This is a genomic window from Hydrogenophaga sp. A37 (assembly GCF_002001205.1).
In the GTDB taxonomy this organism is placed as follows: domain Bacteria; phylum Pseudomonadota; class Gammaproteobacteria; order Burkholderiales; family Burkholderiaceae_C; genus Hydrogenophaga.
The window spans coordinates 35236-56166 of the sequence record NZ_MUNZ01000068.1; the positions used below are offsets into that span (position 1 = coordinate 35236).

A 20931-nucleotide genomic window follows, 5' to 3' on the forward strand; every position below is an offset into this window, starting at 1 on the left:
GTCTTGCCATGTCTCTGGAGAAAGAACATGGCCTCTGAACTTCGCAATCAAAGAAAAGCCTGGTCGGTGCTGATCGTCAGCACCTTGGCCTTCACCGTGTGCTTCATGGTGTGGATGATGTTTGGCGTGATCGGCATACCGATCAAGAAAGCGCTCGACCTCAACTCCACCCAGTTCGGCCTGCTGATGGCCACGCCGGTGCTGACCGGCTCGCTGATCCGCGTGCCGCTGGGCATCTGGACCGACCGCTTCGGCGGCCGCATCGTGATGACCATCCTGATGGCGCTCACCGTGCCGGCGATCTGGATGATGAGTTACGCCACCGCCTACTGGCACTTCCTCACCATCGGCCTCTTCGTCGGTCTGGCGGGCGGATCGTTCTCGGTCGGCACGCCCTACGTGGCGCGCTGGTTCCCCAAGCACCGCCAGGGCATGGCCATGGGCGTGTACGGCGCGGGCAACTCGGGTGCGGCGGTCAACAAGTTCGTCGCGCCGGTGCTGCTGGTGGCCTTTGGCTGGACCATGGTGCCGCAGGTCTATGCGGCCATCATGCTGGGCACGGTGGTGCTGTTCTGGCTCTTCAGCCACAGCGACCCGGCGCACCTGGTGCCAAGCAACGTGAGCTTCAAAGACCAGCTCAAGGCGCTGAAGGACCCCAAGGTCATCAAGTACTGCCAGTACTACAGCATCGTGTTCGGCGGCTACGTGGCGCTCTCGCTCTGGATGGTGCAGTACTACGTCGGCGAGTTCGGCCTGGACATCCGCGTCGCCGCTCTGCTGGCCGCCTGCTTCTCGCTGCCCGGCGGCGTGTTGCGCGCCATCGGCGGCATCCTGGCGGACAAATACAGCGCCCACAAGGTCACCTGGTGGGTGATGTGGGTGAGCTGGATCTGCCTGTTCCTGCTGAGCTACCCGCAGACCGACTTCACCATCCAGACGGTCAACGGCCCGCAGACCTTCCACATCGGCCTGAACGTCTACACCTTCACCGGCCTGATGTTCATCCTGGGCATCGCCTGGGCCTTCGGCAAGGCCAGCGTCTTCAAGTACATCAGCGACGACTACCCGAAGAACATCGGCGCCATCAGCGGCATCGTCGGCCTGGCCGGCGGCATGGGCGGCTTCGTGCTCCCCATCATGTTTGGCGCGCTGATGGACCTCACTGGCATCCGCTCCAGCGCTTTCATGCTGATGTACGGCGTGGTCTGGGTCTCGCTGATCTGGATGTACTGGACCGAAGTGCGCCAAACCCCGGTCATGGGCGCGGACGCCAAATCTTTCTCCCTTCAAAACTGAACCGGCAACGGTCAGAACCCCACCATGAACACCAAAGCAAACTCCCTGTCTGCCTCGGGTGCTGCTGCCAGCAGCCAAGGAGCGGACATCGCCGATTGGCGCCCTGAAGACGACAAGTTCTGGGAACAGACCGGCAAAAAAATCGCCTACCGCAACCTCTGGATCTCGGTGCCCGCGCTGCTCTGCGGCTTCGCGGTCTGGGGCATGTGGGGGATCATCACCGTGCAGATGCTCAACCTGGGTTTCCCCTTCACCCAGGCCGAACTCTTCACGCTGACCGCCATCTCCGGCATCGCTGGCGCGACGATGCGCATCCCGGCGTCCTTCCTGGTGCGCCTGGCTGGTGGCCGCAACACCATCTTCCTCACCACTGCGATGTTGCTGGCCCCGGCCATCGGCACCGGCATCGCGCTGCAGCACAAGGACTGGCCGCTGTGGGCATTCCAGTTGCTGGCGCTGTGGTCGGGCGTGGGCGGCGGCAACTTTGCGTCATCCATGTCCAACATCAGCACCTTCTTCCCGAAGCGGCTGCAGGGCACGGCGCTGGGCCTGAACGCGGGCCTGGGCAACTTCGGCGTGACGACGATGCAGATCGTCATCCCGCTGGTGATGACGCTGCCGCTGCTGGGCGCCTTCGGTGGTGAGCCCATGACGCTGGTGAAAGACAGCGGCTGGATCTTCGGCAAGATCGCCGCCGGCACCCCCACCTGGATCCAGAACGCCGGTTTTGCCTGGGTGATCTCGCTGATTCCCCTGTCGATCCTGGCCTGGTTCGGCATGAACAACTTGAAGACCGTGTCACCCGAAGCCGGCAGCCCCATCGGCGCCTTCGCCAAGGTCACCTACCTCTACACGCTGGCCTTCATCCCGGCCATCTTCATGCTCTACCTGTACCTGCCGGCCCCCACCGGCCTGGGCATCCTGAACATGTGGGTCGCGATCCCGCTGGACATCGTGCTGGCGCTGGTGGTGATGAAGCTGGCGGCCTTCGGACCCATGAAAGAGGGCGTGACCAAACAGTTCGCGATCTTCCGCAACAAGCACACCTGGTCACTCACCGCGCTCTACATCGTCACCTTCGGTTCCTTCATCGGCTTCTCGATGGTGCTGCCGTTGGCCATCACCGTGATCTTCGGCTTCCAGCACGTGGCCGATGCCGCTGGCGTGATGACGCACACGCTGAAGAACCCGAACGCGCCCTCTGCCCTCACCTACGCCTGGATCGGCCCTTTCGTCGGTGCCGCGGTGCGTCCTCTCGGCGGCTGGATCTCCGACAAGGTCGGCGGCTCCATCGTGACCCAGGTCATCTCGGCCGTGATGGTGCTGGCCTCCGCAGCGGTGGGCTACGTGATGATGCAGGCCTACGGTTCGGCCACGCCGGAGCAGTACTTCCCCGCCTTCATCGGTCTGTTCATCGTGCTGTTCTTTGCCAGCGGCATCGGCAACGGCTCGACCTTCCGCACCATCGGCGTGATCTTCGACCGCCAGCAGGCCGGCCCCGTGCTGGGCTGGACCTCGGCCGTCGCGGCCTACGGTGCCTTCATCGCGCCGGTGGTCATCGGCGCGCAGATCAAGGCCGGCACGCCGCAGTTCGCGATGTACGGATTCGCCATCTTCTACGCCGTCTGCCTGGTCTTGAACTGGTGGTTCTATCTGCGGGTTGGCTCGGAGTTCAAGAACCCATGAAGTCACTTCGCTCCACGGTTGCTTCGGGACTCAGGCCAGCGTGGCGCTCCGCTCCGTCCGTGTCCCCCGCCCTTCGGGCTCCTCCTTTTACCTCCCGGAGCGGAGCGCCACGCCGGCCTGAGTCTGCCAACGATGTAGGCGCACAAAGGCATTCAGTCTTTGCACACAGCCGTGCTGGCAGCCGAGGGCAGTGGGGTGGATGCTGCAGTGAGGTAAAGGAGGAGCCCGAAGGGCGGGGGACACGAACGGAAGCATCCGCCCCACTGCCCTCGGCCCCCACAAAAGCAGGCATGCAAAAGCAGCCCAAAAAGCCCGGCCCAACAAACCAAACAGCAAGCTGCAAATGACCCCAACCACACACCCCAACCGGAGCATCCCATGAGCCACTTTCTGGACCGATTGACCCACTTCACGCTGCCCAAAGAAGCCTTCTCGGGCAACCACGGCCTGACCACCAACGAAGACCGCACCTGGGAAGACGCCTACCGCAACCGCTGGGCGCACGACAAGATCGTGCGCAGCACCCACGGCGTGAACTGCACCGGTTCGTGCTCATGGAAGATCTACGTCAAGGGCGGCATCGTCACCTGGGAAACCCAGCAGACCGACTACCCGCGCACGCGCTGGGACATGCCCAACCACGAGCCGCGCGGCTGCGCGCGTGGGGCGTCGTACAGCTGGTATCTGTATTCCGCCAACCGCGTGAAATACCCCATGGTGCGCGGCCGCCTGCTGGAGCGCTGGCGCGCGGCGCTCAAGGTCAGCAAGACCCCGGTGGACGCCTGGGCGCTGATCCAGCAAGACGCCAACGCCCGGCGCGACTACCAGCAGGTGCGCGGCATGGGTGGCTTTGTGCGCAGCACCTGGGACGAGGTCAACCAGCTCATCGCGGCGGCCAACGTCTACACCATCAAGCAGCACGGCGCCGACCGCATCATCGGCTTCTCGCCCATCCCCGCCATGTCCATGGTGAGCTACGCCGCGGGCTCGCGTTACCTGTCGCTCATTGGCGGCGTGTGCATGAGCTTCTACGACTGGTACTGCGACCTGCCACCGGCTTCTCCCCAGGTCTGGGGTGAACAGACCGACGTGCCCGAATCGGCCGACTGGTACAACAGCTCGTTCATCATCGCCTGGGGCAGCAACGTGCCCCAGACCCGCACGCCCGACGCCCACTTCTTCACCGAGGTGCGCTACAAGGGCACCAAGACCGTGGCGGTCACGCCCGACTATTCCGAGGTCGCCAAGCTCTCCGACCTCTGGCTGCACCCCAAGCAGGGCACCGACGCGGCGCTCGCCATGGCCATGGGCCACGTGGCGCTGAAGGAGTTCTATTTCCCCGACGGCGGCAAGGCCAGGTCCAGCTATTTCGACGACTATGCCCGCCGCTACACCGACCTGCCGCTGCTGGTGATGCTGACGGAACACACCCTGCCCGACGGCACGGTGACGATGGTGCCCGGCCGCTACCTGCGCGCCAGCGACTTCAACGGCCAGCTGGGCCAGAAGAGCAACCCCGAGTGGAAGACCGTGGCGTTTGACACCGACGGCAAAGCGGTGCTGCCCAACGGCTCCATCGGTTTCCGCTGGGGCGAAGCGGGCCGCGAAGACGAAGGCAAGTGGAACCTGGAGGCCAAGGAAGCGCGCGGCAACACCGACGTGAAACTCAAGCTCTCGGTGATCGAAGACGGCGAGCAAGAGACCCAGGTGGTCGATGTCGGCTTCCCGTATTTCGGTGGCAACGCCACGCCCCACTTCACCGCCAACGCGCAGCACGGCGAGATCAACCACGCCAAGGTGCCGGCCGTGCGCCTGCGCCTGGGCAAGGCTGGTGACGAGCGTTACGCGCTGGTCGCCACCGTGTTCGACCTGCAGGTCGCGCAGTACGGCATCGACCGCGGTCTGGGCAGTGGCGCCAAGAGCTTCGACGACAACGCCGCCTACACCCCGGCCTGGCAAGAGAGCATCACCGGTGTGCCGCGCGACCAGGTCATCACCGTGGCGCGCCAGTTCGCCGACAACGCCGACAAGACGCATGGCAAGTCGATGGTGATCATCGGCGCGGCCATGAACCACTGGTACCACGCCGACATGAACTACCGCGGCGTCATCAACCTCTTGATGATGTGCGGCTGCATCGGCCAGAGCGGTGGCGGCTGGGCGCACTACGTGGGCCAGGAAAAGCTGCGCCCGCAAACCGGCTGGGTGCCGCTGGCCTTTGCCACCGACTGGCTGCGCCCGCCGCGCCAGATGAACAGCACCAGCTTCTTCTACGCCCACACCGACCAGTGGCGCTACGAAAAACTCGGCATGGAAGAGATCGTCTCGCCCACGCTGAGCGCCGCCGACAAGGCCGCCTTCAGCGGCAGCATGATCGACTTCAACGTGCGCGCCGAACGCATGGGCTGGTTGCCCAGCGCACCGCAGCTCAAGACCAACCCGATGCAGGTCGTCAAGGACGCGCAGGCCGCCGGCCTGGACGCCAAGGACTACGTGGTCCAGGCGCTGAAAGACGGCACGCTGGAGATGAGCTGCGAAGACCCGGACGCACCGCAGAACTGGCCACGCAACATGTTTGTGTGGCGCTCCAACCTGCTGGGCTCCAGCGGCAAGGGCCACGAGTATTTCTGCAAGCACTTGCTCGGCACCGAGAACGGCGTGCAGGGCAAGGACCTCGGCAAGGACGATGCGAAGCCGGCCGAAGTGAAGTGGCACCCGAACGGGCCGCAAGGCAAGCTGGACCTGCTGGTCACCCTCGACTTCCGCATGAGCACCACCTGCCTGTATTCCGACATCGTGCTGCCCACGGCCAGCTGGTACGAGAAGAACGACCTCAACACCAGCGACATGCACCCCTTCATCCACCCGCTGTCGGCGGCCGTGGACCCGGTGTGGCAATCGCGTTCGGACTGGGAGATCTACAAGGGTTTCGCCAAGACCTTCAGCGAGGTCTGCGTCGGCCACCTGGGCGTGGAAAAAGAGGTGGTGCTCTCGCCCATCATGCACGACACCCCCGGCGAAATGGCGCAGGCCTTTGAGGTCAAGGAATGGAAGAAGGGCCACTGCGAACTGATCCCCGGCAAGACCGCGCCGCAGATCGCCGTGGTCGAACGCGACTACCCCAACACCTTCAAGCGCTTCACGGCCTTAGGGCCACTGCTCGACAAACTGGGCAACGGCGGCAAAGGCATCGGCTGGAAGACCGGCACCGAGGTCGAGCAGCTGGGTCAACTCAACGGCAAGACGCTGGACGAAGGTGTGTCGCAGGGCATGCCGAAGATCGTCACCGACATCGACGCCTGCGAGGTGATCCTGCAGCTGGCGCCCGAGACCAACGGCCACGTCGCGGTGAAAGCCTGGCAGGCGCTGGGCAAGCAGACCGGGCGCGACCACACGCACCTGGCGCTCTACCGCGAAGACGAAAAGATCCGCTTCCGCGACATCCAGGCGCAGCCGCGCAAGATCATCAGCTCGCCCACCTGGAGCGGCATCGAGAGCGAGACGGTGAGCTACAACGCCGGCTACACCAACGTGCACGAATACATCCCATGGCGCACGCTCACCGGTCGCCAGCAGTTCTACCAGGACCACCCCTGGATGATCGCTTTCGGTGAAGGCTTCGGCAGCTACCGGCCGCCGGTGGACCTGAAGACCACCGAGGGCATTCACAACATCAAGCCCAACGGCAACAAAGAGATCCAGCTCAACTTCATCACGCCGCACCAGAAGTGGGGGATTCACTCCACCTACAGCGACAACCTGATGATGCTCACGCTGAACCGCGGCGGCACCGTGATCTGGCTCAGCGAAGACGACGCCAAGAGCGCCGGCATCGTGGACAACGACTGGGTAGAGCTGTTCAACATCAACGGCGCCGTGGCGGCCCGTGCGGTGGTGAGCCAGCGCGTCAACCCCGGCATGGTGATGATGTACCACTCGCAGGAAAAGATCATCAACACCCCGGGCAGCGAGATCACCGGTGTGCGCGGCGGCATCCATAACTCGGTCACCCGCATCGTCTTGAAGCCCACCCACATGATCGGCGGCTACGCGCAGCTCAGCTACGGCTTCAACTACTACGGAACCATCGGCACCAACCGCGACGAGTTCGTGGTGGTGCGCAAGATGGACAAGGTCGACTGGCTCGACACACCGGCGGACGACCACCTCATTCGGGCCTACCAGTCCGAAGGTGAAAACCCCTGAGCCCATTGCCCTTCATTCGGAGTCAATCATGAAAATACGCGCCCAAATCGGCATGGTGCTCAACCTGGACAAGTGCATCGGTTGCCACACCTGTTCGGTCACCTGCAAGAACGTCTGGACCAGCCGGCCCGGTGTGGAATACGCCTGGTTCAACAACGTCGAAACCAAGCCCGGCATCGGCTACCCCAAGGAGTGGGAGAACCAGGACAAGTGGAACGGTGGCTGGGTCCGCAAGGCCGACGGATCCATCGTCCCGAAACAGGGCGGCAAGTGGTCGCTGCTGATGAAGATCTTCAGCAACCCCAACCTGCCACAGATCGACGACTACTACGAGCCCTTCACCTTCGACTACGACCACCTGCATTCGGCGCCGGAGATGAAGCACGCGCCCACCGCCCGCCCGCGTTCGCTGATCACCGGCAAGCGCATGGAGAAAATCGAGTGGGGCCCGAACTGGGAAGAAATCCTGGGCGGCGAGTTCAGCAAGCGCAGCAAGGACGCCAACCTGGACGGTTTCGAGCAGGCCCAGAAAGACATGATGGGCCAGTTCGAGAACACCTTCATGATGTACCTGCCGCGCCTGTGCGAGCACTGCCTGAACCCGGCCTGTGTGGCCTCGTGCCCTTCAGGCTCGATCTACAAGCGCGAGGAAGACGGCATCGTGCTGATCGACCAGGACAAGTGCCGCGGCTGGCGCATGTGCGTCAGCGGCTGCCCCTACAAGAAGATCTACTACAACTGGAAAAGCGGCAAGGCCGAGAAGTGCACCTTCTGCTACCCGCGCATTGAATCCGGCCAGCCCACGGTGTGTTCCGAGACCTGCGTCGGCCGCATCCGTTACCTCGGCGTGCTGCTGTACGACGCCGACCGCATCGCCGAGGCCGCAAGCACGCCCAACGAGATCGATCTCTACCAGGCCCAGCTCGACCTGTTCCTGGACCCGAACGACCCCAAGGTGATCGAGCAGGCGCGCATCGACGGCATCCCCGATGCCTGGATGGCCGCGGCCCGCCAGAGCCCGGTCTACAAGATGGCGGTGGAGTGGAAGGTGGCCCTGCCGCTGCACCCCGAATACCGCACCCTGCCCATGGTCTGGTACGTGCCACCGCTCTCGCCCATCACCGCTTCGGCCAACGCCGGCATGCTGAGCCAGAACGGCGAGATCCCGGACGTGTCGCAGCTGCGCATTCCGGTCAAGTACCTGGCCAACCTGCTCACCGCCGGCGACACCGGCCCTGTTGTTCGCGCGCTCGAACGCATGCTGGCCATGCGCTCCTACCAGCGCGCCAAACACGTGGACGGCCTGATCAACCAGGAGGTGCTCGACCAGGTGGGCCTGACCGCCCGCGAGGTGGAAGAGATGTACCGCTACATGGCGATTGCCAACTACGAAGACCGCTTCGTGATCCCGACCACGCACCGCGAGTACGCCGAAAACACCTTCAACGTGAAGGGCGGTTGCGGCTTCAGTTTCGGCAACGGATGTTCCGAAGGCGAGACCGAAACCAGTCTGTTTGGCAGCGAGAAGAAGCGCACCATCCCGATCCGGATGGAGAGTTGAGATGAGTTTGTTTTCTTCATCCCCTCCGCAGGCCCGCCTCACGCTGCGCGTGCTGGCGCACCTGCTGCGTTACCCCGACGCGGCGTTCCGCGAACACACCGCCGAGCTGCAGCAGGCGCTGCGCACCGAAGCGGCTTTGCCGGCCGCCCGGCTGGCCGAGCTCGACGCGCTGCTCAAGCACCTGGGCACCCAGCTCGCGCTGGACGTCGAGGCCGAGTACGTCGAGCTGTTCGACCGTGGGCGCCGCACCGCGCTGCACCTGTTTGAACACGTGCACGGCGATTCGCGCGACCGCGGCCCGGCCATGGTCGACCTGATCCAGACCTACGAAAAGGCGGGCCTGTACCTGGGCCCCGACGAGCTGCCCGACTACCTGCCGGTGGTGCTGGAATTTGCGTCCACCCAGCCGCCCCAGCAGGCGCGTGAGTTCATGGGCGAGATCGCGCACATCGTGCGCGTGATCTTCAGCGCGCTGGCCGGTCGCCAGAGCCCCTACGCCAGCGTGCTGGCCGCCGTGCTGGAGCTGGCGGGCGAGAAGGCCGAAGCGGTGGCCGTTGCGCCAGAGCCGGAAATGGATCAGAGCTGGGCCGAGCCCGAGGTGTTCGGTGGTTGCTCGACCGAAGGCCAGGCCAAACCGAACCAGCCGCAACCGATCCAGATCGTCAGAAAGTCACCCCAACCCTCTCAAGGAGCGCAGGAATGAACACGCTGCACAACTTCCTCTTCAACGTCTACCCGTACATCTGCCTGTCGGTGTTCCTCATGGGCAGCCTGGCGCGCTTCGACCGCGACCAGTACACCTGGAAAAGCGATTCGTCGCAGCTGCTGCGCAAGGGCCAGCTGCGCTGGGGCAGCAACCTGTTCCACATCGGCATCCTGTTCCTGTTCGGTGGCCACGCCGTGGGCCTGCTCACGCCGCACTTCATGTACGAGCCCTTCATCACCGCCGAACAGAAGCAGCTGGTGGCGGTGACCGCGGGCGGCATCGCTGGCGTGATCTGCTTCATTGGCCTGACGCTGCTGCTGCACCGCCGCATCTTCGACGAGCGCATCCGCCTCACCAGCCACCGCACCGACCTCGGCATCCTGATCATCCTGTGGGTGCAGCTGGTGCTGGGCCTGATCACCCTGCCCTATTCCTTCGGCCACAAGGACGCGGGCGTGATGCTGGCGCTGGCTGACTGGGCTCAGCACATCGTGACCTTCAGGCCCGACGCCGCCGGCCTGGTGGCGCTGGACTGGCCCTACAAGGTGCACCTGGTGCTGGGCATGACGATCTTTCTGCTCTTTCCCTTCTCGCGCCTGGTGCATGTGTGGAGCGGCTTCGGCACGCTGGCCTATGTGCTGCGTCCCTACCAGGTGGTGCGCAGCCGCAAGCTGGGCCTGAACGCCGACACCACGCGCCAGCGCTGAACCCACCCACCATGAACCAGGACATCACCATGAGCACAAGCTCTTCTGTGGGTTGCGGCAGCAGCAGCTGCGCCTGCGCCGGGCTGGCCCAACCCCAGCTGGCCAGCATCAACGGCATCGCCCTGCACGAGCCCGATGAGGTGCTCGATGCCCAGACCCTGCGCGAGCGCGCCTTCACCGAACTGCTGATGCAGCAGGCGGTGAAACAAGGCCTCTTGCCGCGTTACCGGGGGTTGGTCGCGCAGCAGCCAGACGACGCGCAACGGCTGATCATTGAGACCATGATCGACCAGGCCGTGACCTCGCCCGACCCCACCGAAGACGAGTGCCGCCGCCACTACGAGGCACAGAAAAATCGGCTGATCGTCGGGCAGGCGCTGCACGTGCGGCACATCCTGTTTGCCGTGACGCCGGGCGTGAACGTGCACGCGCTGTCGCAGCGCGCCGAAACGGCGCTGCTCGAGCTGTCGCGCAAAGGGCTGGCGCCGGGCCGCTTCGAGGCCCTGGCCGCCGAGTTGTCGAACTGCCCCTCGGGCGCCCAGGGCGGCGACCTGGGCTGGGTGACACCGGAAGCCTGCGCCCCCGAGCTGGCGAACGAGCTGTTCTTCCAGACCGACAGCCGTTGGGGCATGGGGGTTCATCCGCGCCTGGTGCACACGCGCTTCGGGCTGCACATCATCGAGGTGCTGGGCCGCAAGAAAGGCGTGTTGCCCGAGTTCGAGCAGGTGCGCGACCAGATCGCCAGCCGGCTCGCGCTGCAGTCGCGCAGCACCGCGCTGCGCCAGTACATGCAGCTGCTGGTGGGACAGGCCCAGGTGGAGGGCATCGAGCTCGAAGGCGCCGACTCACCCCTCGTGCAGTGATGGCCCGCGATGCCTGACGACCTGCTGCTGCGCCTGCGCGATTTCCACGAGGACTACTTTCCGCTGCACCAGCAGCGGTTTCAGGACCTGGTGGCGCAGGGGCAGCACCCCAAGACGCTATTCATCGGCTGTTCCGATTCGCGTCTCGTGCCTTATCTGCTCACGGGCGCGGCGCCGGGTGAACTGTTTCTGGTGCGCAATGTGGGCGCTTTCGTGCCGCCCTACGACCAGTCGCATGGATTGCACGGCACCATGGCCGCCATTGAATTCGCTGTGCTCAGCCTGAAGGTGGAACGCATCATCGTCTGCGGCCACAGCCATTGCGGCGCCATCCGCACCGCCTACGAAGGCGCGCCCGAAGAAGCCGTGGCGCTCAAGGCCTGGCTCAAGCTGGTCGAAGAGGCGCTGCTGCCCGTCAGGTTGTTTGCCCCCGAGGCGCCAGAGGCGCCTTCCCCCCAAGGGAGAGCGTCCGGCTTGGGGCGGCCCGGCGCCGGACTGCGCCCCGAGGTCCTGCACCGCACCGAACAGCGCGCCGTGGTGCTGCAGCTCGAACGGCTGATGGACTACCCCATGGTGCGGCGCGAGGTGGAGGCCGGGCGCCTCACCCTGCACGGCTGGCACTATGTGATCGAAGAGGGCGAGGTGCATGTGTTCGACGCCCAGCGGGGCGACTTCGTGCCCGCCTCGGTGTCCACCCACAGCGGCACCGGCCCTTACCAGCCTTATGTGGAACACGACGGACAGGTCATTGAACCTTGAGGCGCCCACCGGCTTCCCTCTTATTTCTGAAACGGTAGCGACACCATGAACATTGCCACTTTTGACGATCTGCTGAACGCCGCTCGCGCCCAGCCCCAACCGCAGCGCCTGCTCTTTGTGTTCGCCGGCATCGAGCTGCCCGACGACGCCAGCCCCGCCGAGCGCGCGGGTTTCGAGCGTGGCGAGGGCGGTGCGCTGGTGCCTCAGATGTGTGTGGACAAGGCGCCCGACGAGATCGTGTCGTTCGAGCAGTTCAAGCAGGAAGCCACCCAGATGGGGCCTGCCTGGGGCATGGTGTTTGCGGCGGCGCTGGCGGGCCGCTCAGGCCGCGCGCCCACCAGCGAAGACGCGGAAAAACCTTTGCAGGACATGGTGGAGGCGATCCGCCTGGGGCGCCTGCAGGCGTTCATCCCCTTCAACCCCGAGGGCGAGGCGGTGCAGCTCGGTTGAGCGTAAGCACCGCCACAGCCTACCGGGTCAGGTCAGAACTTGTAGCCCACGCCGACGGTGAAGCCCTTGAGGGTGACGTCGTCCTTGTCGTGGTAGGTCATGTAGTCGGCGTTGAGCGAGAGCTGGGTGTTGATGTGGTAACTCGCGCCCAGACCGTAGGCGATGGAGGTGTCGCTCGCGTTCTCGCTGCCGATGGACAGTTTGGCCCGCGTGGCACCGACACGACCGAAGACTTCCAGGCCCTCGCCGACATGGACCTTGGGTTTGACGAACACACCAATCATGTTGTCCACCTCGGCCTTGCCGCCCAAGTTGAAACCGCCCACCTTCACGTCGGAGTCGCGCAGGCCAAGGCTGAGCATGCTTTCGACGGCGAGGTTGTCGTTGAGCTCGTAACCGATGATGCCGCGCACATTGGACGGCTTGGACGTGACGCCCACACCAGAGACCTTGCCTTCGAGCTTCAATGGGGTGTAACCCAGTTCGCCGTACAGGCCCTGGGCGCTGGCACCCACCGAGGCGGTGGCGAGCGTGGCGACGGCGAGGAAGGGAATGAGACGCTTCATGAAAACTCCTTGGGTGTTGCAAAGGTCGCCAGTCTAGGGACGAATCCACCGCAAAAACCCAGGTGTTGGGAAGCGTTACCCGCTTTACCGGAGCGACGCACTTTGCAACCACCGCACGATGAAACACCCGAGTGGCAGGTTCAGTGGCCTTCTCGCGTGGGCATGCGTGCCCCCACGTGCACCTCGCCGCGCACATCGGCCAGTTCCACCTGCCGCTGGCGCTCGGCCAGCTTCGCTTTCTCTTCGGGGCTGCGCAGGTCGTGGCAATGCGGGCAGCTCACGCCCTTCACGTACAGCGGCGACGCCTTCTCGGCTTCGCCCAGCGGCCAGCGGCACGAGCGGCACAGCTCGTGAGGGCCGGGCCGCAGCCCGTGGCCCACGCTCACGCGCTCGTCGAACACGAAACAATCGCCCTCCCAGGTGCTCTGCTCGGGCGGCACCTCTTCGAGATACTTGAGGATGCCGCCTTCGAGGTGGTAGACCTCGTCGAAGCCACGCATCTTCATCAGCGCGGTGGACTTCTCGCAGCGGATACCACCGGTGCAGAACATGGCGACCTTCGGTTTCTTGCCGTCCTGCAACGCGGGCTGGGCATCGAGCCAGGCCGGCAGTTCGGTGAAGGTCTTGATGTCGGGGTTGATGGCGCCCTTGAAGGTGCCGATGGCCACCTCGTAGTCGTTGCGCGTGTCGATCACGAGCACGTCCGGGTCGGCCAGCAGCGCGTTCCAGTCCTGCGGTTTCACGTACTGCCCCACCGTGCGGTTGGGGTCGAGACCGGGCACCCGCAAGGTGACGATCTCGTTCTTCAAACGCACCTTCATGCGCGAGAACGGCGGCTTGTCGGCCCACGAGGCCTTGTGGCCCAGGGTGGCCAGGCGCGGGTCGGCGTGCAGGAACGCCAGCACGGCCTGCACGCCCGCCTCAGGGCCGGCGATGGTGCCGTTGATGCCCTCTCGCGCGAGCAGCAGCGTGCCCTTGACCTGGTGGGCTTCGCAGACCGCGAGCAAGGGCTCGCGCAGCGCGGCGAAGTCGGGCAAGTCGACGAACTTGTAGAGCGCGGCGGTGAGGTAGCGGGCGGGAGTGGAGGGTTCGGCGGACATGGGTGAATTATCGGCGCGGGCGCCCCTGAAGCGGGGGTTACAGCGCGCCCACGCGCGACAGGTCGGGCCGCTCCAGCCATTGCGCGAACTCGTCGGCCAGCCGCACGGCGGCGGCCGTGGCCGCGCTCCAGGCCTGCACGCGCGCGGCCAGGTTCTGGCTGTAGCGGTTGAAGTCGCTGCGGTCGGGCAGGCGGCCATGGGGCAGGGTCTTGACCCAGTCCGGGTCGGGTGCGACCACCACCATGCGGTCCAGCGCGGGGCTGGCCGCGTGCCGGCCCTTCCAGCGCTTGTCCAGCCAACCGGGCACCACGGCGCGCTGGAAGTGCGGGTAGAGCACCAGCGGCGCGGTGTCGGGCGTCTGGTAACGCAGGTGCAGGTGGTAGTCGGTGATGCCACCGTCCCAATAGGGGCCGGGCGGCGCGCCGGCGATGGCGTGCACCGGGCGCAGCACAAAGGGAATGGAGCAACTGGCCTGCAGAGCGTCCATGAAGTTGCCGGCGTTCAGCGGCATCTGGCGGGTGCGGAAATCTTGTGTGCCGAAGGGCAACGCGGCGGGCTCGTCACCTTGCAGCGAAGAAAACACCACGCGCTCCAGCCAGGCGCCCAGGGCCTTGCGCCCCATGGCGTTGGCCACGTAGGCGCCGAGGTAACCCAGTGGCGTGCGCAGCGCGCCGTCTCGCGAAAGCACATGGCGCCCGCGCGAGGTGACGATGTGCAAGCGGTAGCGCGGGTGCCGCAGCACCTCTTCGACGCGCTCTCCATAAAACACCTGGAGGTTGCGCGCGAACTGGCGGCTGATCTGCTCGGCGGTGTGTCGCTTCTGGCCTTGCGGCAGCTCGAAGTGCTGGCCGATGTAGTCGCGCTCCAGCCGCGCCAGCGAGGCGGCGGGATCGTCCAGGCAGGCCGTGGCCATGCGCCAGGCGCCGATGGACGCGCCGATCAGGTCCACCGGCTGCTGGCTGCGCGGCAGCCACTCCCCAAAGATGAAGCGGTCGAGCGGCCCGAGGATCAGGCCCTTGGGGCCACCGGCGGCGGCGGGAATGGCACCGACGTCCTGCGGACGAAGGCCGTGGCGTTCCAGGTGCTGACGGGCCAGAGGACCGGCATACAAACGCAAGGCAGGCATGGTGTGGGAGGGAGCAAACAGACAGCCCCGCATCATGGCGCAAACGGGAAACGACCGTTCACACCCCGCTGGCCCGCGGTCCGTCGGAGATCGGGTTTCCCCTGACAAGGCTGACAGCAGAACGACAGTCTTCGAGGATTGAATCCAAATCCCACCTCATCTCAAAGGCAGCGCCCATGATCCGCAGACATTGGCTGAAGACGTGTGGCGCTGCCACGGCGCTCTGGGCGACACCGTCGTTCGCCCAGAAGACGGCACCCGCCGCTGCCCCGCCAGCGAACGCACCCACGCCCCTCGCGAAGCTCACCGTCTACATCCCCGGGGGTGCCGGCGGCGGTTGGGACCAGACCGGACGCGCCCTCGGGGCGGCGATCCAGTCGGCCGGTCTGGCGCAACAGGTGGTTTACGAAAACAAGGGCGGCAAAGGCGGCACCCTCGGCCTGACCGACTTCGTGGAACGGTTCAACCGCGACCCCGCCGCGCTGCTGATCGGCGGCATGGTCATGCTGGGTGCCATCGCGGTGAACCGCCCCGCGGTCACGCTGGCGCAGGTCAGCCCCATCGCCCGCCTGACCAACGACTTCATGGTGCTGGTGACGCCCAGCGGCGGCCGCTTGCCCGACATGAACGCGCTCAAGGAAGCGATGCGCAAAGACCTGTCTGCGGTGGCGTTCACCGGCGGCTCGGCGGGCGGGGTGGACCACATGCTCGCCGGCATGATCGCGCGCCAGTTGCGCCTCGATGTCGGTCGGCTGAAGTACCTGCCCACGAGCAGCGGTCGCGAAGCCATGGCCTTGCTGGAGAAGGGCGAGGCCCAGGTCGCCATCTCGAGCTACAGCGAGTTTCAGACCGCGATCGAAAACAAAAGCCTCAGGCCCCTGGCCGTGTCGGCGCGCAAGGCGCTGCACGGCATTCCGTCGCTCAACGAGCTGGGCGTCAACACCGACCTCGGCAACTGGCGGGCGGTGTTCGGCCCCGGTCAGATCTCGGAGGCCGAGCGCGCCCATCTGCGCAACATCGTGGTCGCCGCCACCCAGACGCCCTCATGGAAACAGGCGCTGCAGAAGGAGAAGTGGACCGACGCCCTGATGCACGGCGAGGAGTTCACCAAGGTGCTGATGATCGAGCAGGCCATGGCCAGCGCCGTGACCATGATGCTCAAGCTCAAGGGCTGAACCGCCCTGCCAGGTCACCGGCGCATCAAGCCGTGACCGGGGTCTCGCTCTTTTCCGTGTGGCGGGTCAACGAAGGAATTTCTTCGCCGATCACCGTGTCGGGGTCGATGCCGAGCACCAGGCCGATGGGGTCCGGGTAGGTGTTGATCAGGCCTTCGCTGCCCATCGACAGCTCCTCGGCGCGGGAGCGCCAGGACGCGATGTGAATCACCCCGGCGATGGGTTCGTAGACCTCGTTGTCGAACGGGGCGGCCTGGTGTTCGATGGCGTTGATCATCTTCTGGGGGAAGCGCCACTCACGGGCCAGCGCCGCGCCGACTTCGGCGTAGCTGTAGCCAAACAGGCCCTTTTCGGCGCGAGCACGCTTGAGGTCAAGCATGGGCACGCTGCGGTCCAGATCGATCATCGCCTCGGGCATGCCCACATGCATGACCAGCTCACCGATGCCGTGCACGAGGCCGGCCGTGAACGCCGTGTTTTCGTCGATCTTGATCGGCAGCGCGATGTAGCGCGAGAGGTTGGCCGAATTGAGGCTGTAGCGCCAAAACTGGTTGAGGTTGACACCACCCAGGCGGTGGAAGCCGTCGCCCAGCGCGGCCGCAATCACCAGCGCACGGACCTTGATCAGGCCCATCATGTTCATGGCTTCACGGGCGTTGGTCACGCTGCGGTGCAGACCGAAGAACGCCGAGTTGGCGGTCTTGATCAGCTTGGCGGTCAACACCGGGTCGGACTCGATCAGGGCCGCCGCACGCAGCAGGTCCACATCCTCCTGGTCGAAGGTCTCTATCAGCTGGCGAACCACTTTGGGAGCCGAAGGCAGGGCGTTGGGCTGCTTGAGAAGTTTTTCGAGCTGCATGGTGATTGCCTCGTGGATGGAAAGCGATGTCTGTTGTTAGGTTCTTCGTCCAACGCGCACAGGACTTGAGGTGTCGTTCGGGGCTTCATACCGGCAAGCCGGTATCAGCCGATGAAAGCACCCAGGGCCTGACTGAAGGACCACTCGGCCGGGTCCTTGCCCAGCACGCTGTCGAGGTCCAGCCCGAGCGTGAGCCCGACCATGTCGGGAAAGGTGGCGGCCATGCCGTTGATGTCGAGCTGCAGCTCCTCGGCGCGCGCGCGCCACGAAGCCAGGTGCAGCAACCCGGCCAGCGGGTCGTAAGCCTCGCCTTCGAAGGGAGTGAGCTGGTTGGCAAGGGCCGACACCATCTCCTGCGGGAATTGCCATTTCTCCGCCATGCCGGCGCCGACCTGGGCGTAGCTGTAGCCCAACACCGCCTGTTCGGCGGCCGCCCGGTCAAAGTCCAGCGGCTGGGTGCTGACGTTGAGCGTGAGCATTTGGTCGGGCATGGCGATGTGCATCACCAGCACACCGATGGCGTGGATCAGGCCCGCGGTGAAGGCGTTGCCCTGGTTCTGGTGCAGCACGCCGGCGAGCGCGCGCGCAATATCGGCCGCGCGCAGGCTGTAGCGCCAGAATTGTTTGAGGTCGATGCCGGGCACGTTCTTGAAGCTCGCGCCCAGTGCTGCCGCCATCACCAGCGAGCGCACATGGGTCATGCCCAGCAGGGCCACGGCCTCGTCGGCGCTGCCGATCTTGCGGCTGACGCGAAAGAAGGCGGAGTTCGAGAGGCGCAGCACGCGCGTGGTCAGGGCCGGGTCGCGCCCGATCAGTTCACCCACCCGTTTGGGGCTGGGGTCTTCCCGGTTCATCTCGGCCAACAGGTCCGAAACGGCGCGCGGCATGGCCGGCAGGGCTCGGGGGTAATTGAGCAGGGCTTCGAGTTGCATGGTCTGAAGTCCGAAGGTCGGTATAGGGCGGTGTGACACCACCTTTATCGGCCCGCCTGATGGCAACTTGAGGCTCGAAACACCGCCCGAAATGGCACCGAACCACCGCGCTTCAGGGTCCGCGAAACGGACCCGGTCCGCCCCGCGAACCGCCCGTTCAGCGCTTCCCCACGCCCTGCAGCTTGGCGAAAGCCGAGGCCATGGCACTGGCCGGTTCGGGCTGGCGCTGACCGCCGCCCTGCCCGCCCGCGGCCCGCGGCCCGCCCCGGGCCGGCTCGAAGCGGTTGTCGCGCGGGGCGCCGGGCTCGCGCTTCGCGGGCGTGGCGTCCAGCCGCATGGACAGGCCGATGCGCTTGCGCGCCACGTCGACTTCCATCACTTTGACCTTGACGATGTCACCGGTCTTGACGATTTCGCGCGCGTCGTTGACGAACTTGTTGGCCAGCTGGCTCACGTGGACCAGGCCGTCCTGGTGCACGCCGAGGTCGATGAAGGCGCCGAATTGGGCGACGTTGGACACCGTTCCCTCCAGGATCATGCCCTCGCGCAGATCGCTGATGTCGTCCACGCCGTCGTTGAAGCGCGCCACCGCAAAGTCCGGGCGCGGGTCGCGGCCCGGTTTTTCCAGCTCGGTCAGGATGTCCTTGACCGTGATCACACCAAACTTCTCGTTGGCAAACAGCTCGGGCCGAAGCGTCTTGAGCATGTCGGCGCGGCCCATGAGCGTGGCGACCGGCTGGCCGGTCTTGGCGATGATCTGCTCGACCACCGGGTAGGTTTCGGGGTGCACGCCGGTCATGTCCAGCGGGTTGTCACCGCCCCGGATGCGCAGGAAACCGGCCGCCTGCTCGAACGTCTTGGCGCCCAGGCCGCTGACCTCCATCAGCTGCTGGCGGCTCTTGAACGCGCCGTGCGCCTCGCGCCAGCGCACCACCGATTTGGCGACCGTGGCCGAGAGGCCCGACACCCGCGAGAGCAACGGCACGCTGGCGGTGTTCAGGTCCACGCCCACACCGTTCACGCAGTCTTCCACCACCGCCTCCAGCGTGCGCGCCAGCTCGCTCTGGTTCACGTCGTGCTGGTACTGGCCCACACCGATGCTCTTGGGGTCGATCTTCACCAGCTCGGCCAGCGGGTCTTGCAGGCGACGGGCAATCGAGGCCGCGCCGCGCAGGCTCACATCCACGTCCGGCATTTCCTGCGAGGCGAATTCGCTCGCGGAGTACACCGAGGCGCCCGCCTCGCTGACCACGACCTTCTGCAGGCCGTGGCAGGGGTGATCGGGCGCCGCGCCCTTCTGGATCAGCTTGATCAAGTCGGCGGCGAGCTTGTCGGTCTCGCGGCTGGCGGTGCCGTTGCCAATCGCGATCAGGTTCACGCCGTGTTTGTCGCACAGGCGCACCAGCGTGTGCAGCGAGCCGTCCCAGTCGCGCTTGGGTTCGTGCGGGTACACGGTGGCGGTGTCCACCAGCTTGCCGGTCGCGTCGACCACCGCCACCTTCACGCCGGTGCGAATGCCTGGGTCCAACCCCATCACCACGCGCGGGCCGGCCGGCGCGGCCAGCAGCAGGTCGCGCAGGTTGTCGGCAAACACCTTGATCGCCACCGCCTCGGCACTCTCGCGCAGGCGGGCAAACAGGTCGCGTTCGCTGGAGAGGCTGAGCTTCACGCGCCAGGTCCAGGCCACACACTTGCGCAGCAGGTCGTCGGCCTTGCGGCCCTTGTGGCTCCAGCCCAGGTGCAGGGCGATGCGGCCCTCGGCCAGCGACACGGTGGGCGCGGGCTTGCCGGTCGCGGCGCTCACGACCGCCTCGGGCTCGGGCAACACCAGCTTGGCGTCCAGGATCTCCAGCGCGCGGCCGCGAAACACGGCCAGCGCGCGGTGCGAGGGCACGCGGCCAATCGGTTCGTCGTAATCAAAGTAGTCTCGGAACTTGGCCACGTCGGGGTGGTTCTCGTCCTTGCCGGCCACCAGCTTGCTCTGCAGCAGGCCCTCGGTCCACAGCCACTCGCGCAGGCTCTGCAGCAGCGCAGCGTCTTCGGCCCAGCGCTCGGAGAGGATGTCGCGCACGCCGTCGAGCACGGCCGGCACGGTGGAGAAGTCGGCGCCAGGCTTGCCATCGTCCAGCACCTCAGCCGGCTTGGTGAACGCCGCCGCCTCGGCGGCCGGGTCCAGCGTCGGGTCGGCAAACAGCTTGTCGGCCAGCGGCTCGATGCCGAACTCGCGCGCGATCTGGCCCTTGGTGCGGCGCTTCAGCTTGAAAGGCAGGTACAGGTCTTCCAGCTCCTGCTTGGTCGGCGCCTGGGCGATGGCCACACGCAACGCGTCGGTCAGCTTGCCCTGCTCGTCAATGGCCTTGAGCACCGCGCCCCGGCGGTCTTCCAGCTCACGCAGGTAACTGAGCCGGGCCTCCAGCTCGCGCAGCTGAATGTCGTCCAGCCCGTCGGTGACTTCCTTGCGGTAGCGGGCGATGAAGGGCACGGTGGCGCCGCCGTCCAGCAGCTCCACGGCCGCCTTGATCTGGTGAACCCCGACCCGGATTTCCTGCGCGAGCTGCGCGATGATTTTTTGCATGTCCCGAGGGGCCACGGGGGCCCGTTTCATACGAAGCGGGCGAGTTTGCCACAGGGGTGGAGCGGCACCTGTGACCGTTTGGGGACCGCTCAGGCGCCGAACAACCGGTCGGCCAGCGCTTTGGACCGAGCAAGGCCTTCGGGCGTCAGATGAACCGATTCGGCGCGGCCCCGTGGGTCCGAAATCAAACCTTGATCCGCCTGCGACTGCATCACGTCGAAATCGAACCGTTTCCACACCCGGCCGTTGTCGAATGCAAAGGCCCCGAACAATGCGAGAACCGCTTCTTCGATTTTCTTGGAGTCATGCATGGTGAATCCGTGATCGTTCAAAGAAATAACGTGCTAGCTCAGGGGCGCGAAGC

The 20931-nt window shown here is 65.6% G+C and carries 17 protein-coding genes; 10 read left to right on the forward strand and 7 right to left on the reverse strand.

Annotated elements, in window-relative coordinates:
• Positions 1-27: 27 nt before the first annotated feature.
• From B0E41_RS04810 to B0E41_RS04850, 9 genes are all read left to right on the forward strand, one after another.
• Positions 28-1296 (forward strand): nitrate/nitrite transporter, encoded by a 1269-nt coding sequence (locus tag B0E41_RS04810; protein WP_077329476.1) that lies wholly within the window; start codon positions 28-30, stop codon positions 1294-1296.
• A gap of 24 nt (positions 1297-1320) precedes the next feature.
• A complete protein-coding gene (locus tag B0E41_RS04815) occupies positions 1321-2982 on the forward strand; it encodes an MFS transporter (RefSeq protein WP_077329479.1) in 1662 nt (553 codons plus the stop codon).
• 378 nt (positions 2983-3360) lie between these two features.
• Entirely contained in the window at positions 3361-7188 is a 3828-nt protein-coding gene (locus tag B0E41_RS04820; protein WP_077329481.1) for a nitrate reductase subunit alpha, read from the forward strand.
• A 28-nt stretch (positions 7189-7216) separates the two neighbouring features.
• The gene (gene narH, locus B0E41_RS04825; RefSeq protein ID WP_077329483.1) at positions 7217-8749 is read left to right on the forward strand and encodes a nitrate reductase subunit beta; all 1533 of its coding nucleotides are present in this window, start codon (positions 7217-7219) and stop codon (positions 8747-8749) included.
• A 1-nt stretch (position 8750) separates the two neighbouring features.
• Positions 8751-9452, forward strand: a complete 702-nt coding sequence (gene narJ, locus B0E41_RS04830) for a nitrate reductase molybdenum cofactor assembly chaperone (protein WP_143433661.1) — start codon at positions 8751-8753, stop codon at positions 9450-9452.
• Entirely contained in the window at positions 9449-10162 is a 714-nt protein-coding gene (gene narI / locus B0E41_RS04835) for a respiratory nitrate reductase subunit gamma (RefSeq protein ID WP_077329485.1), read from the forward strand. The genes narJ and narI overlap by 4 nt, the downstream gene beginning before the upstream one ends.
• A 29-nt stretch (positions 10163-10191) precedes the next feature.
• The gene (locus tag B0E41_RS04840) at positions 10192-11025 is read left to right on the forward strand and encodes a peptidylprolyl isomerase (protein ID WP_077329532.1); all 834 of its coding nucleotides are present in this window, start codon (positions 10192-10194) and stop codon (positions 11023-11025) included.
• 9 nt (positions 11026-11034) lie between these two features.
• On the forward strand, positions 11035-11784 hold the full coding sequence (locus B0E41_RS04845; protein WP_077329487.1) for a carbonic anhydrase: 750 nt from the start codon (positions 11035-11037) through the stop codon (positions 11782-11784).
• 45 nt (positions 11785-11829) lie between these two features.
• Positions 11830-12234 carry a ribonucleotide reductase subunit alpha gene (locus tag B0E41_RS04850; protein WP_077329490.1) on the forward strand — a complete coding sequence of 135 codons (405 nt, stop codon included), beginning with the start codon at positions 11830-11832 and terminating at the stop codon, positions 12232-12234.
• Positions 12235-12266: 32 nt separating this feature from the next.
• Here B0E41_RS04850 and B0E41_RS04855 read toward each other — a convergent pair whose 3' ends face one another.
• From B0E41_RS04855 to B0E41_RS04865, 3 genes are all read right to left on the reverse strand, one after another.
• Positions 12267-12800 (reverse strand): porin family protein, encoded by a 534-nt coding sequence (locus B0E41_RS04855; protein ID WP_077329492.1) that lies wholly within the window; start codon positions 12798-12800, stop codon positions 12267-12269.
• Positions 12801-12940: 140 nt separating this feature from the next.
• Positions 12941-13900: a rhodanese-related sulfurtransferase gene (locus B0E41_RS04860; protein WP_077329494.1), complete on the reverse strand. Its 960-nt coding sequence runs from the start codon at positions 13898-13900 to the stop codon at positions 12941-12943.
• Between the two features lie 37 nt (positions 13901-13937).
• Positions 13938-15026 carry a patatin-like phospholipase family protein gene (locus B0E41_RS04865; protein ID WP_077329534.1) on the reverse strand — a complete coding sequence of 363 codons (1089 nt, stop codon included), beginning with the start codon at positions 15024-15026 and terminating at the stop codon, positions 13938-13940.
• A 176-nt stretch (positions 15027-15202) separates the two neighbouring features.
• Here B0E41_RS04865 and B0E41_RS04870 point away from each other — a divergent pair, with 176 nt between their 5' ends.
• Positions 15203-16201, forward strand: coding sequence for a tripartite tricarboxylate transporter substrate-binding protein (locus B0E41_RS04870; RefSeq protein WP_077329496.1), 999 nt, complete (start codon positions 15203-15205; stop codon positions 16199-16201).
• Positions 16202-16226: 25 nt separating this feature from the next.
• On the opposite strand, the gene B0E41_RS04875 is transcribed toward B0E41_RS04870, so the two are convergent.
• From B0E41_RS04875 to B0E41_RS04890, 4 genes are all read right to left on the reverse strand, one after another.
• Positions 16227-17060, reverse strand: coding sequence for an HDOD domain-containing protein (locus B0E41_RS04875; RefSeq protein WP_077329498.1), 834 nt, complete (start codon positions 17058-17060; stop codon positions 16227-16229).
• A gap of 104 nt (positions 17061-17164) precedes the next feature.
• Entirely contained in the window at positions 17165-17992 is an 828-nt protein-coding gene (locus tag B0E41_RS04880) for an HDOD domain-containing protein (RefSeq protein WP_077329500.1), read from the reverse strand.
• A 157-nt stretch (positions 17993-18149) separates the two neighbouring features.
• Positions 18150-20567: a Tex family protein gene (locus tag B0E41_RS04885; RefSeq protein WP_077329503.1), complete on the reverse strand. Its 2418-nt coding sequence runs from the start codon at positions 20565-20567 to the stop codon at positions 18150-18152.
• Between the two features lie 89 nt (positions 20568-20656).
• A complete protein-coding gene (locus B0E41_RS04890) occupies positions 20657-20878 on the reverse strand; it encodes a DUF6429 family protein (RefSeq protein ID WP_077329505.1) in 222 nt (73 codons plus the stop codon).
• Positions 20879-20931: the final 53 nt, after the last annotated feature.

Bases quoted from the DNA above. Each gene is read 5' to 3' on its own strand.
- B0E41_RS04810 (WP_077329476.1), top strand. From the start codon at position 28: ATGGCCTCTGAACTTCGCAATCAAAGAAAAGCCTGGTCGGTGCTGATC.
- B0E41_RS04815 (WP_077329479.1), top strand. From the start codon at position 1,321: ATGAACACCAAAGCAAACTCCCTGTCTGCCTCGGGTGCTGCTGCCAGC.
- B0E41_RS04820 (WP_077329481.1), top strand. From the start codon at position 3,361: ATGAGCCACTTTCTGGACCGATTGACCCACTTCACGCTGCCCAAAGAA.
- narH (WP_077329483.1), top strand. From the start codon at position 7,217: ATGAAAATACGCGCCCAAATCGGCATGGTGCTCAACCTGGACAAGTGC.
- narJ (WP_143433661.1), top strand. From the start codon at position 8,751: ATGAGTTTGTTTTCTTCATCCCCTCCGCAGGCCCGCCTCACGCTGCGC.
- narI (WP_077329485.1), top strand. From the start codon at position 9,449: ATGAACACGCTGCACAACTTCCTCTTCAACGTCTACCCGTACATCTGC.
- B0E41_RS04840 (WP_077329532.1), top strand. From the start codon at position 10,192: ATGAGCACAAGCTCTTCTGTGGGTTGCGGCAGCAGCAGCTGCGCCTGC.
- B0E41_RS04845 (WP_077329487.1), top strand. From the start codon at position 11,035: ATGCCTGACGACCTGCTGCTGCGCCTGCGCGATTTCCACGAGGACTAC.
- B0E41_RS04850 (WP_077329490.1), top strand. From the start codon at position 11,830: ATGAACATTGCCACTTTTGACGATCTGCTGAACGCCGCTCGCGCCCAG.
- B0E41_RS04855 (WP_077329492.1), bottom strand. From the start codon at position 12,800: ATGAAGCGTCTCATTCCCTTCCTCGCCGTCGCCACGCTCGCCACCGCC.
- B0E41_RS04860 (WP_077329494.1), bottom strand. From the start codon at position 13,900: ATGTCCGCCGAACCCTCCACTCCCGCCCGCTACCTCACCGCCGCGCTC.
- B0E41_RS04865 (WP_077329534.1), bottom strand. From the start codon at position 15,026: ATGCCTGCCTTGCGTTTGTATGCCGGTCCTCTGGCCCGTCAGCACCTG.
- B0E41_RS04870 (WP_077329496.1), top strand. From the start codon at position 15,203: ATGATCCGCAGACATTGGCTGAAGACGTGTGGCGCTGCCACGGCGCTC.
- B0E41_RS04875 (WP_077329498.1), bottom strand. From the start codon at position 17,060: ATGCAGCTCGAAAAACTTCTCAAGCAGCCCAACGCCCTGCCTTCGGCT.
- B0E41_RS04880 (WP_077329500.1), bottom strand. From the start codon at position 17,992: ATGCAACTCGAAGCCCTGCTCAATTACCCCCGAGCCCTGCCGGCCATG.
- B0E41_RS04885 (WP_077329503.1), bottom strand. From the start codon at position 20,567: ATGCAAAAAATCATCGCGCAGCTCGCGCAGGAAATCCGGGTCGGGGTT.
- B0E41_RS04890 (WP_077329505.1), bottom strand. From the start codon at position 20,878: ATGCATGACTCCAAGAAAATCGAAGAAGCGGTTCTCGCATTGTTCGGG.